Here is an 11,182-nt window from a genome sequence, read left to right as displayed (position 1 = left end):
GTGAGGGATGGCGGGCGAACTGATTCAACGCGCCCGCGGCGTACTGCGCCTTCAGCTGCAGCGCGTCCATCTGGCGCAGCGCGGGGTCGGTCGGGAAGATCACGCCCCAGTTGGCGTGCGTGTACTTGCCCCACAACTCGGCGCCGATGAAGTTGCCCAGCCGGCCGAAGCCCAACCCAGGCGCGGCCAGCGGCGCGACGAAATCCATCGTGTCGAAGAAGTGCAAACGGTGCTTGCGCGACCACCACAGCGCCGCGGCCATCACGCCGAGCAGGCCACCATGGAAGCTCATGCCGCCTTCCCACACCTTGAAGATCGACAAGGGATTGTCGAGGAAAGTGCCGAACCCATAGAACAGCACATAGCCGATACGCCCGCCCAGCACGACGCCAAGCATCGCGTAGAACATCAGGTCGGAGAACGCATCCGCATTGACGCCGGGCAGGCGTCCCTGCGAGGCGCGCAGGCGTCCCAGCCACCAGGCGGTGACGAACGCCAGCAGGTACATCAAGCCGTACCAGTGCAGCTTGACCGGTCCCAGCGAAAAGATGATCGGGTCGATCTGGTGAAGGTAGATCATGCGCCTCGGCAGTGCCGGTGGGGAGCGACTATTCTGCCCCACCCGCCCCGTGCGTGGATGACTGGCCGCCCGCGTAGCGCCGAGCCTGCCCGGCCGAGAGAGAGCAGCCGGGCATCACGTCAGCGGAGCACGCTCCGCTCCACGGCTCCGATATCAGTCAAGCAGGTGCGGACGGTTGGGCAGTTCGTCCTCGTCGGCCTGGCCCGACTGCTGCGGGAAATACTGGGCCAGCAATGCCGAGGTCGCCGCGATGCCATCCAGGACAGCCTGCTCGGCCCGGCCCTCACCCATGCCCGTCTCGATCAGCTGGCAGACTTCGCGCCACTGCGCCTCACTGACCCGGCCGGCCAGCCCGCGATCGGCCACGATCTCGATGCGATGGTCGGCGAGCAGCAGGTAGATCAGCACGCCGTTGTTCGCTTCCGTATCCCAGGTGCGCAGGCGGACGAATACCTCATGCGCGCGCTGCCGCGGATCCACGCCCGCGATCACGGCGCTCGGCGGCAGGTTGGACTCCACCGCGAACATCACCTCGCCGCGATGCAGCCGCTCGCCTGCCGCGATGGCATCGGTAATGCGGTGCAGGCTGTCCTCGGGGAACAGCCGCCGGGCGGAACGGGCGAACAGATGGCGCAACAGGCGCATCACCAGCTCCCCGAGGCGCCACCGCCTCCGGACATGCCGCCACCTCCGCCCCAGCCACCGCCGCCGAAGCCACCCCCGCCCCCACCAAAGCCACCCCCTCCCCAGCCGCCTCCGCCGCCACCCCAGCCGCCCCAATCGCGGTGCCGGGCATAACCACCGCGCGTCGACACCGAGGCCAGGCCGTACAGCAGGCCGAACACGCCCGCGATGCCGGCGGGAATGAGCGAAGACAGCAGCAGCGCCACCCCGGCGGCGGCCCCGCCGGTGAACAGGCCTCGCAACCCCGCAGGTGCGCGACCGAACATGCCGCGCACGAGGGTCGCCACGATGAAGGCCGCAAAAAGGGCGAAGATCCAGTCGCCACCCCGACCGCCGCCCGGACTGGCGCGATGCGTGCTGACCGGGGCCGGCAGCGTTTCGCCGTCGATCAGTTTCACCAGGGTCGCCGTGGCATCGGCGATACCGCCACCGAAGTCACCCTCGCGGAACTTCGGTGCCAGATACTCCTGGATGACGCGGTTGGCGATGGCATCGGGGATGGCACCTTCCAGTCCGTAGCCGGGGTGGATGCGCACACGGCGGTCCTCCTTCGCGACCAGCAGCAACACGCCGTCGTCCACGCCCTTGCGGCCGAGCTTCCATTGGTCGAAAACGCGCTGCGCGTATTGCTCGATGGTCTCCGGCTGCGTGGTCGCCACCATCAGCACCTGCAGCTGGCTACCCTTGCGCTGCTGCAACGCCAGCGCCTGCTGTTCGAGCTGCTGCTTCTGCGAGGCATCCAGCGTGCCGGTGGTGTCGACCACCGGCGAATCCAGCGCAGGGATCGCGGCCAGCGACTGCGCCCATGCGGGCGCTGCCACCAGCAGCAGGCAGAGCGCCAGCGCGCGCAGCAGGGCGGCGATCGGCGTGGCTCAGTTGCCGGGCGACGGGGGTGGCGGCGGTGTGGGCGCCTGCGGTGCGGCCGGCGGCGGGGTGCCGAAATCGACGGCCGGCGCTTCGGAAATCGCCGCTTCGTTCTCGACCGTGAAGTTCGGCTTTTCCTTGGCGCCGGTGATCTTGGCGGTGATCACCTGCGGGAACTGGCGGATGTAGGTGTTGTAGTCCTGCACCGTCTGGATGTAGCGGCCGCGTGCGACGGTGATGCGGTTTTCCGTGCCTTCCAGTTGCGCCTGCAGGTCGCGGAAGGACTGGTCGGATTTCAGGTTGGGATAGTTCTCGGTCACCACCAGCAGACGCGACAGCGCACTGGACAACTCGCCCTGCGCCTGCTGGAACTGCTGCAGCGATGCCGCATCGTCGGCATTGACCTGGATCTGCCCCACCCGCGCACGCGCGTTGGTCACGTCGGTCAGCACCTGGCGCTCCTGCTGGGCGTAGCCCTGCACGGTCTTGACCAGATTGGGGATCAGGTCGGCGCGGCGCTTGTACTGGTTCAGGACTTCCGACCAACCGGCCTTCACCGCTTCGTCCTTCTGCTGGATGGCGTTGTACCCGCAACCGGACAACAGCGCGACCAGCACGACGATCAACCACAGACGCGACACCTGGCGCATGGCACGACACTCCCTAGGGCGGACGAACTGATTGCAGCACCTTGCCCGTGAAGGCGCAAGCAGGTGCGCCCATCACACCTGCGGCGCTTCGTTAGGCTTCCGTGAAAAACGAAAGGCTCCCGAGGCAGCCTTTCGCCGCGCCCTCGCGAGGCGCGGATTCACTCGCGCAGCATGCGCTGGCTGGCGCGCTTCTTCGCCCACAGGTTGAGGCACTCGACCACGACAGAGAAGGCCATCGCACCGTACAGATAACCCTTCGGGATGTGCATCTCGAAGCCATCCAGCAGCAGGTAGGCGCCCACTGCCACGATGAAGGCCAGCGCCAGCATCTTGATGGTCGGGTTGTTGTCGATGAACTGGCCCAGCGGGCGCGCCGCCAGCAGCATCACCGCCACGGCCAACAGGATTGCCGCCACCATCACCGGGGTGTGGTTGGCCATGCCCACGGCCGCGATCACCGAGTCGAGCGAGAACACGATGTCGATCACCGCGATCTGCGCGATCACGCCGGCGAACGAAGCGGCGGGACGCGTATGCACGTCTTCCGAATCGGGCTCGCCCTTGACCAGCTCCAGGATTTCCTTGGTGCCCTTCACCAGCAGGAACACGCCGCCCAAGATCAGCACCAGGTCGCGAACCGAGATGCCCTGGCCGAACAGCGTGAAGAGGTCGGCGGTCAGGCCGGCCAGCCACGCAAGGGTCAACAACAGCAGGATGCGGGTGATGCACGCCACCGCGATGCCGAACTTGCGGGCCACTTCGCGCTGGTGCGGCGGCAGCTTGCTGACCGCGATGGAGATGAAGACCAGGTTGTCGATGCCCAGCACGATCTCGATCGCACTCAGCGTGACCAGCGTGATCCACACCTGCGGATCGGTAAGCAATTCCATCATCGGGGGGTACCTAGGTTCGGATCAAAAATTCACAGGTAGCGTGGTGCGAGGATCAGCGCCCAGCACAGCAGCACGTTCATCATCAGCACGAACACGGCAGCGGAGCCCATGTCCTTGGCGCGACCGGCCAGCTCGTGGTGTTCGGGACCGTAGCGCTCGATCACCGCTTCCACCGCGGAGTTCAGCAGTTCCGCCGCGAGCACCAGCAGGCAGCTGCCGATCATCACCGCGCGCTCCAGGCCGGTTTCGCCCAGCCACAGCGCCAAGGGTGCCATCACCACCAGCAGGTAGACCTCGAGGCGGAACGAGGATTCGTGCATCCACGCCGCGCGCAGTCCCTGCAGGGACCAGACGGTGGCTTTCAGGATGCGGCCGGGGCCGCGCGGGAAGTGTCCGGTTTCGTCTGCCATGGGGCGGGTTGAGGCGGAAAGGGGTCCCGCATCGGCCCCGGCCGGTCGGGCCGAAGCCGGATCCAGCAGAGGGAGGTGTCGGGTGGAGCCGGCGCATGCACTGCGCCCAAGGGTCCAATTTTGCCACAAGGCGATCTCGGGCCGCCTCGCCAGCGGTTTGCATCCCCGGGAACGGGCTGGTCCACTAGCTTGCCCGCTTCCAAGGAGACCTCCCCCTCGTGCCCTTCCTGAATACCGTACGCCTGCCGCTGATCGCCTCCGCGCTGGTCGCACTGCTGGCCGCCTGTGCCGGAACCCAACCAACGACCCCGGCCACGGCAGCGACACCGGTTTCAGCCAAGGAGGCACCGCGGATCCCCGAACAGGTCTCAAGCCCGGCCTGGGAAGCCAACATGCAGCGCTTCGAGGCGGCCGACGCGCAGTCGCCGCCGCCGCGCGGGGGCGTGCTGTTCATCGGCAGCTCGTCGATCCGCTTCTGGGACACGCTGGCGCAGGACTTCCCGGGCGTGCCGGTGATCAACCGGGGCTTCGGCGGTTCCGAACTGCGCGACAGCACGTGGTATGCCGACCGCATCGTCGTGCCGTATGCGCCGCGGCAGATCCTGATCTATGCCGGCGACAACGACCTCAACGCGGGGCGCACGCCGCAGCAACTGCATGCGGACTTCATCGCCTTCGTCGAACGCGTGCGCCGCGACCTGCCGAAAACAAGGATCGCGTACATCAGCAACAAACCCAGCCCGTCGCGTGCGCAGCTGCTGTCCGTGCAGCGGGAGGCGAACGGGTTGATCGCGGCGGAAGCCAAGCGCCTGGGCGTGGACTACATCGACATCTTCACGCCCATGCTGGACGCCAGCGGCCAGCCGGACGAATCCTTGTTCATCGAGGACCGGCTGCACATGAACCGTGCCGGCTACGTCATCTGGCAGCGCGTGATCGCGCCCTATCTCAAGTAAGCGCGTCCGCACAAAAAAAGAAGCCCGGCGATGCCGGGCTTCTTCGTTGCATCGCCTGCGCGGATCAGAAGCCGCTGGCGTTGAGGCGTCCGCCGGTGACCGTCTTGCCCTGCAGCGACGGCGTGGGCACCGTGGCGCCGAGAATCGCCGCCTTGATCTGCGCCGCCGTCACGCCGGGACGCGTGGACGCGTAGAGCGCGGCCGCGCCGGTGACGTGTGGCGTGGCCATCGAGGTGCCGCTGTAGCTGGCATAACCGGAGACCACGCTGCCCTTCGATGCCTTCGGCACGGTCGACCAGATGCCATAACCGGGCGCGCCCAGGTCCACCGTGGTGACACCGTAGTTGTAGACCAGCGCGCCGGTGGACCGCAGCGCCGCCACCGAAATGATGCTGGCGTTGGGATACGACGCCGGGTAGCACGCCCCCGAGGTGTTGCCTTCGCAATTGACGCTGTCGTTGCCTGCCGCGACGATCGTCAAGATCTCCGCCTGGCCGGCCCGGTCGATGGCATCGCTGAGCGCCTGCGAGTAGCCGCCACCGCCCCACGAATTGTTGGTCGCGACCAGGTTGAGGCCATGACGCGTCTTCAGGTCGGTGAAATAGTCCAGCGCCTTGATGGCATTGGCCGTGCTGCCGCCACGACGGCCGAGGAACTTGCCGCTGATCAGCTTCACGCCGCTCCAGCACACGCCGGCCACGCCCTTGCCATTGCCACCGACACCGGCGATGGTGCCGGCCACGTGGGTGCCATGGTCGTCGTTGGCGCCGCCGGAGTTGATGTCGTTGGTGTTGCCGTCGAAGTCCCACCCACGCACGTCGTCCACGTAGCCGTTGCCGTCGTTGTCCACGCCATCGACCGGGTCGTAGGGATTGGTCCAGATGTTCGCGGTCAGGTCTTCATGATTGAAGTAGATGCCTTCATCGATCACACCGACCACGACATTGCCGCAGCTCGTACGGCCGGCGGCCCAGGCCTCGGACGCCTGCGAGCCGTAGACGTTGGCGGGCGTGCCCGCATCGCCGTACATGCCCCACAGCGACCCGTTGGTGGCATAGGTGTCGTTGGARACCGCGTTGTGCTGGTAGGTCCAGTTGGGCTCGGCGTACTCGACGGCAGGGTCTGCGCTCAGCACCTGCACGGCGGCGGACAGATCCACGTTGCCTGGCAGCTTGAGCAGGGCGATTTCGCCGCTGCGGCCATTGCCGCGACGCACCGTCTCCAGCTTCTGCGCACCGAGGCCCTGCACCACCGCATCACGGTCGGCCAGCACGGCGCCATCGCGATACTTCACCAGCAACTCGCCACTGACGTGCGGCTGGCCCGCCTTCAATCCCTTGATCACCAGATCCGGCCTGCCACCCGCGCTCGCGGTTTGCGCCGCGCCCATCGTCACGAGTGCCAAACCCACCCACACCGCCATGCGATTCTTCTTCATAAGCCGATCCGACTCCGAGTGTTGTGATTGCCGCGCGGGACAGCGCAGTGGGTCGAATCTAGCTTGTAATTTTCGTTCTAGATATGGATTTTCAGCTAACATTTTCTCCTCTGTCGCGCGCCGGAACCCTGCCACCGGTAGCCATGGGAATGGTTCGCATCGGCGGAAGAATCGCGCGGTCATCGCCGCCGTGGCGCACCCTCGTTCTGGTGCAGGCTCAGCACGTTGCCATCGGGGTCGAGAAAATCCAGCGACAGTCCGCCATCGGGCGATTCGCTGACCGGCACCACGATGTCCACGCCCTTCGCAGCCAGCGCTTCCGCGTGGTCATCGATGCCCCCGTCCAGGCTGAAGACGACGACTGGCGATTCGCCTGCGCGCGCAGGCCGTGGAATGAGCACCAGGGCGAGTTCGCCCACCTCGCCCATCGCGAACGGCCCGTCATGCCCGTCCATCGCGGCGATGGGCAGGCCCAGGGTGTCGCGATAGAAGCCCACCGACCGGGCCAGGTCGGAAACGAAGAACACAATGGCGCCTACCTTGCAGTGTCCGAGCATGGGATGTCCTCCTGTGTGATTCCCTTCCGTACGTTGCCGCGGGAAGGCGAAGTGTGAGCACCGGCATCGATCAGGATCAGATGACCGTCCGGATCATGCGTACCCAGCCCCTCGCCAGCCTGCATGGCCGCCTTCAGCGCGCGCCGGGCGAGGCCGAAGGCGAGGTCCACGCTGCGCGCCGGATCGCGCTGGTGCGCGAGCGCGATGCTTTCCGCACGCGCTGCCGGCGACTGTGCGGCGAGCGCCTTGCGGATGCGGGTCAGGCGCTGGCGGAAAGCGGTCGGTTCGATGCGCAGGATCCAGCGGATCTCGTCCGCCGACAGGCCATGCAGCGCGAGTATCGCCAGCCTGCGTGCGGAGGGCGGCAACGCGGCCAGCCACGGCGGGCAGGCGGTGGTACCGCTGGTGGGGGCGTGTGGCGACGGGCTTTCTTCGCTGCCGGCCAACAGGCCCGCCTCGGCCTCGCGCCGGCGGCGACGTCCGGCGGCGCGGGCAGCCATCGCGGCCTGGTGGCGCACGACACCCGACAGCCATGGCAGATCGTGCCGCCCGGCCAGCAGTCCCGCGAGCAACGCCTCCTGCACCAGGTCGTCCGCTTCATGCGCACGCCGACACAACCGCAACGCCTGCGCACGGAGGGCGCGATAGTCCTCGTGCGTCAGCGTGACTTCGTTCCCGCCCGGTGCCGCCGGCATCAGGCCTCCTGGTAGATCGCGGTGCCCCGCGTGCCGTCCGGCAACACCCATCCGCGGTACATGCCACGCGTGTTGAGCACCAGCGATACATTGCCATCGGTATCCAACGCGATGGCGCCGCCGTCGCCGCCATGCTGCGGGACATCGCCGAGGACGACATCCTCCACCGCGTCGTGGAGGCGATCGCCCCGGTAAGCGACCCGTGCCGCGATGTCGTGGGCGACCGCGTTGCGGATGTAGAACTCGCCCCACCCGCTGCACGAGACGGCGCAGCGCGCATCGGCCCAGGTCCCGGCGCCGATCACCGGCGAATCGCCCACCCGGCCCCAGCGCTTGTTGGTCATGCCGCCGGTCGACGTCGCAGCCGCGACGTGCCCGCGACTGTCCAGGGCCACCGCACCGACCGTACCGAAGTAGCGTCCGCGCAGATCGTCGTTGCCGTTCCACGCCTGCTGCTCGCGCTGCTGCGCGTCGCGCAACTGCATGCGGCGCGCCTCGGTCGAGAACCAGCCGTTCGGCACGCGTTCGATGCCGGGCTGCGTATCGGCGAACTGCTCCGCACCATCGCCGATCAGGAAGACATGCGGGGAATCCTCCAGCACGCGCCGCGCCAAGCGCACCGGATGACGTACCGTCATGACGCCGGCCACCGCGCCCGCGCGACGATGGCGCCCGTCCATGATCGACGCATCGAGCTCGTGCCGGCCCTCGGCGGTGAACACCGCGCCGCGACCGGCGTTGAAGTAGGGAGAATCCTCCAGCACCGTCACCGCGGCTTCCACCGCATCCAGCGCGCTGCCGCCGGTGGCGAGGATGGCGTGCCCGACATCGAGCGCACGCGCGAGGTCGGCGTGGATCGCGGCTTCGGCCTCGGCGCCAAGGCTGCTCCGTTCGATGACGCCGGCGCCTCCATGGATCGCCAATGCAAGCGGCCGGCGGGAGGAATGCGGGCTCATGGCGCGGGACCGGTGGGCACGACGGGCATCCAGCATACTCCCGCGACCGCAGCGCACCAGCCCCCGACGGCCTATTGCGAGCGTAGCGCCTCGATCGGGTCCAGCTGCGAGGCCTTGCGCGCCGGGTAGTAGCCGAAGAACAGGCCGGTGGCGATCGAGAAGCCGGCCGCCAGGCCGATGACCTGCCCGTTCAACGCCACCGGCAGGTCGCTGAACTTGCCCACCAGCAGCGCACCGGCCACACCGATGACGATACCCAGCACGCCGCCACCCAGCGACAGCAACATCGCCTCGGCTAGGAACTGCCGGCGAACGTCGCCGGGTCCCGCACCCACCGCCATCCGCAGGCCGATCTCGCGGATGCGCTCGGTCACCGACACCAGCATGATGTTCATGATGCCGATGCCGCCCACGATCAGCGAAATGGTCGCCACTGCGCCGAGCAGCAGCGACATCAGCTTGGTCGTGGCCGTGCGCGTGGCGACGATCTCGGAAATGTTGCGGACGTTGAAGTCGTCCTCTTCGCCCGGATTGATCTTGTGCCGCTGGCGCAGCAGCGCCTCCACCTCGCCCTGCACGTAACTCAGGTCCTTGGCATCGGCCACCGTCAGCGCCACCTGCATCACGGCGCCCGGCGGCAGGCCCATCGATCCGAGCAGGCGCCGGCGCGCGGTTTCCAGCGGCACCATCATCACGTCGTCCTGGTCCTGGCCGAATCCCCCCTGCCCCTTCGGCGCCAGGGTACCCACGACGGTGAACGGCACGCGCCCGAGGCGCACGGTCTGGCCGACGCCGCTGTCCTCGCCGAACAGCGTGCGACGCACCGTCTCGCCCAGGATCACGACCTTGCCGGCGCTGGAGTAGTCCTGCGCATCGAAGCCCTCGCCATTGGCGATGACCCAACCGTTGATGTCGAAGAAATCCGCCTGCACGCCCTGCCAGCTGGTCGATGCGTTGTTCTCCGCGAACACGATCTGCGTATTGCCCCGCAAGGCACCCGCCACGTACTGCACTTCYGGGATCTCGTTGCGGATCGCCTCCACGTCGCCTTCCTTCAGCGTGTAGAAGCTGCTGGAACTCATGCGTACGCCACCGCCGCCGGGACCGCGGCCCGCGCCCGGGCTGATGTCCAGGCGCTGCGAGCCCAGGCCGGAGACCAGCTTGTCGATTTCCGCCTGCGTGCCCTGGCCCACCGACACCATGACGATGACGGCGGCGATGCCGATGATGACCCCGAGCGAGGTCAGCGCGCTGCGCATCCAGTTGCCGCGCAGCGCATGCAGCGCGGTGCGCAGGATGTCGGAGAACTTCATGGCCGGCCTCCCGCATGATCCAGGTCTTCGTGCAGTTCGCCATCGCGCATCACCAGGATGCGGTCGGCATGCGCGGCGACTTCGGCGTCATGGGTGATCAGGATGACGGTGTGGCCGTCGTCGCGCAGGCGCTTGAACAGCGAAAGGATCTCTTCGCCGGTCTTGCTGTCCAGCGCGCCCGTGGGTTCGTCGGCCAGCAGGATCGGGGGCTCGTTGATCAGCGCACGCGCAATGGCCACGCGCTGTTGCTGGCCGCCCGACAGTTCGTTGGGACGGTGGCCGGCGCGCTCGGCCAGGCCGACGGCGGCCAGCGCCTGGCGCGCGCGCTCGGCGCGTTCGCCGGGGGGTACCTGCGCATAGCCCAGCGGCATCGCCACGTTCTCCAGCGCGGTCATGCGCGGCAGCAGGTGGAAGCCCTGGAACACGAAGCCGATCTTCTCGCGGCGGAGGATCGCCAGTTGTTCGGCATCCAGTGTCGCCACGTCGATGCCGTCGCATAGATAGCGCCCGTCGCTGGGCGTGTCCAGGCAGCCGATCAGGTTCATCAGCGTGGACTTGCCCGAGCCTGACGGTCCCATGATCGCGACGAAATCGCCGCGGTCCACGCGCATGTCCACGCCGCGCAGCGCGACGACCTCAGCCTCGGTCCCGGCGGAATACACCTTGCCCAGCGCGTGCGTCTGGATGACCGGCACGCGGTCGCCGGCAGTTGCGGACGGCATGCTCATTCCTTCGCGCGCTCGCCCACGACCACCACGTCGCCTTCCTTCACCGGTCCGGATACTTCCGTGCTGGTGCCGTCGCTGGCACCCACGCGCACCTGCACCATCTCCGGCTTGCCGTCGACCAGCTTGTAGACGGGCGCGCGCTTGGCCGCGAGCAAGGTGCGCAGCTCGCCATCCCAGCGCTGCTTCTGCGCGTCATCCAGGGTGGCGCGGAACGGGGCGAAATCCTGCTGCATGCGTTCGGCCATGCGCTGGCGCATCTGCGCCTGCATCGCGCCGCCGCCCCCCGCATTGCCACCCGAACGCGGACCGCCGCCCGGTCCCCCGAACATGCTGGCACCCCCGCGCTGCTGCGCCTGTGCCATGCGCGCCGCCTGGCGTTCGCGCAACGCCGTCAGTGCCGCATCGAAGGCGGCCTGCTGCCCGGGCTTCAGCTGCAGGCTTCCTGCAACGCGCACGAG

13 protein-coding genes and 1 pseudogene are annotated in these 11,182 nt (G+C 67.8%); 1 reads left to right on the top strand and 13 read right to left on the bottom strand.

Annotation, left to right across the window (positions count from 1 at the left end; genetic code table 11):
- From lgt to AC04L7_RS04985, 6 genes are all read right to left on the bottom strand, one after another.
- A partial coding sequence (gene lgt / locus AC04L7_RS05010; protein WP_475512622.1) for a prolipoprotein diacylglyceryl transferase occupies nucleotides 1-580 on the bottom strand: 580 nt, incomplete at its 3' end.
- Nucleotides 581-733: 153 nt separating this feature from the next.
- Entirely contained in the window at nucleotides 734-1,225 is a 492-nt protein-coding gene (locus AC04L7_RS05005) for a TPM domain-containing protein (RefSeq protein ID WP_435997110.1), read from the bottom strand.
- Nucleotides 1,225-2,127 (bottom strand): TPM domain-containing protein, encoded by a 903-nt coding sequence (locus AC04L7_RS05000; RefSeq protein WP_436000964.1) that lies wholly within the window; start codon nucleotides 2,125-2,127, stop codon nucleotides 1,225-1,227. Before AC04L7_RS05000 ends, AC04L7_RS05005 begins: the two co-directional genes overlap by 1 nt.
- 9 nt (nucleotides 2,128-2,136) lie before the next feature.
- A complete protein-coding gene (locus tag AC04L7_RS04995; protein WP_296282747.1) occupies nucleotides 2,137-2,778 on the bottom strand; it encodes a LemA family protein in 642 nt (213 codons plus the stop codon).
- A gap of 158 nt (nucleotides 2,779-2,936) precedes the next feature.
- A complete protein-coding gene (locus AC04L7_RS04990) occupies nucleotides 2,937-3,671 on the bottom strand; it encodes a TerC family protein (protein ID WP_435997108.1) in 735 nt (244 codons plus the stop codon).
- A gap of 29 nt (nucleotides 3,672-3,700) precedes the next feature.
- Nucleotides 3,701-4,081, bottom strand: coding sequence for a diacylglycerol kinase (locus AC04L7_RS04985; protein WP_296282749.1), 381 nt, complete (start codon nucleotides 4,079-4,081; stop codon nucleotides 3,701-3,703).
- Nucleotides 4,082-4,308: 227 nt separating this feature from the next.
- Here AC04L7_RS04985 and AC04L7_RS04980 point away from each other — a divergent pair, with 227 nt between their 5' ends.
- Nucleotides 4,309-5,037 carry an SGNH/GDSL hydrolase family protein gene (locus AC04L7_RS04980; RefSeq protein WP_436000963.1) on the top strand — a complete coding sequence of 243 codons (729 nt, stop codon included), beginning with the start codon at nucleotides 4,309-4,311 and terminating at the stop codon, nucleotides 5,035-5,037.
- 64 nt (nucleotides 5,038-5,101) lie between these two features.
- On the opposite strand, the gene AC04L7_RS04975 is transcribed toward AC04L7_RS04980, so the two are convergent.
- The 7 genes and pseudogenes from AC04L7_RS04975 to AC04L7_RS04945 form a co-directional block, all read right to left on the bottom strand.
- Nucleotides 5,102-6,475: a S8 family peptidase gene (locus AC04L7_RS04975; protein WP_435997105.1), complete on the bottom strand. Its 1,374-nt coding sequence runs from the start codon at nucleotides 6,473-6,475 to the stop codon at nucleotides 5,102-5,104.
- Nucleotides 6,476-6,654: 179 nt separating this feature from the next.
- The gene (locus AC04L7_RS04970) at nucleotides 6,655-7,032 is read right to left on the bottom strand and encodes a VOC family protein (protein WP_296282752.1); all 378 of its coding nucleotides are present in this window, start codon (nucleotides 7,030-7,032) and stop codon (nucleotides 6,655-6,657) included.
- A complete protein-coding gene (locus AC04L7_RS04965) occupies nucleotides 7,011-7,727 on the bottom strand; it encodes an RNA polymerase sigma factor (protein ID WP_435997101.1) in 717 nt (238 codons plus the stop codon). The genes AC04L7_RS04970 and AC04L7_RS04965 overlap by 22 nt, the downstream gene beginning before the upstream one ends.
- Nucleotides 7,727-8,683 carry an isoaspartyl peptidase/L-asparaginase family protein gene (locus tag AC04L7_RS04960; protein WP_435997099.1) on the bottom strand — a complete coding sequence of 319 codons (957 nt, stop codon included), beginning with the start codon at nucleotides 8,681-8,683 and terminating at the stop codon, nucleotides 7,727-7,729. The genes AC04L7_RS04965 and AC04L7_RS04960 overlap by 1 nt, the downstream gene beginning before the upstream one ends.
- A 71-nt stretch (nucleotides 8,684-8,754) precedes the next feature.
- Entirely contained in the window at nucleotides 8,755-9,996 is a 1,242-nt protein-coding gene (locus tag AC04L7_RS04955) for an ABC transporter permease (protein WP_435997097.1), read from the bottom strand.
- Entirely contained in the window at nucleotides 9,993-10,718 is a 726-nt protein-coding gene (locus AC04L7_RS04950; RefSeq protein ID WP_435997095.1) for an ABC transporter ATP-binding protein, read from the bottom strand. Before AC04L7_RS04950 ends, AC04L7_RS04955 begins: the two co-directional genes overlap by 4 nt.
- Nucleotides 10,719-10,720: 2 nt before the next feature.
- Nucleotides 10,721-11,182 (bottom strand): annotated as a pseudogene (locus AC04L7_RS04945) (efflux RND transporter periplasmic adaptor subunit); the annotation flags it as partial.

Source organism: Pseudoxanthomonas sp. LjRoot204_2 (assembly GCF_056175765.1).
The sequence above is the reverse complement of the archived record's forward strand: the minus strand, read 5'-3'. Positions and strand labels throughout refer to the sequence as shown.

Coding starts and splice junctions, on each gene's coding strand:
- AC04L7_RS05005 (WP_435997110.1), bottom strand. CDS start 1,225: ATGCGCCTGTTGCGCCATCTGTTCGCCCGTTCCGCCCGGCGGCTGTTC.
- AC04L7_RS04995 (WP_296282747.1), bottom strand. CDS start 2,778: ATGCGCCAGGTGTCGCGTCTGTGGTTGATCGTCGTGCTGGTCGCGCTG.
- AC04L7_RS04990 (WP_435997108.1), bottom strand. CDS start 3,671: ATGATGGAATTGCTTACCGATCCGCAGGTGTGGATCACGCTGGTCACG.
- AC04L7_RS04985 (WP_296282749.1), bottom strand. CDS start 4,081: ATGGCAGACGAAACCGGACACTTCCCGCGCGGCCCCGGCCGCATCCTG.
- AC04L7_RS04970 (WP_296282752.1), bottom strand. CDS start 7,032: ATGCTCGGACACTGCAAGGTAGGCGCCATTGTGTTCTTCGTTTCCGAC.
- AC04L7_RS04965 (WP_435997101.1), bottom strand. CDS start 7,727: ATGCCGGCGGCACCGGGCGGGAACGAAGTCACGCTGACGCACGAGGAC.
- AC04L7_RS04960 (WP_435997099.1), bottom strand. CDS start 8,683: ATGAGCCCGCATTCCTCCCGCCGGCCGCTTGCATTGGCGATCCATGGA.
- AC04L7_RS04950 (WP_435997095.1), bottom strand. CDS start 10,718: ATGCCGTCCGCAACTGCCGGCGACCGCGTGCCGGTCATCCAGACGCAC.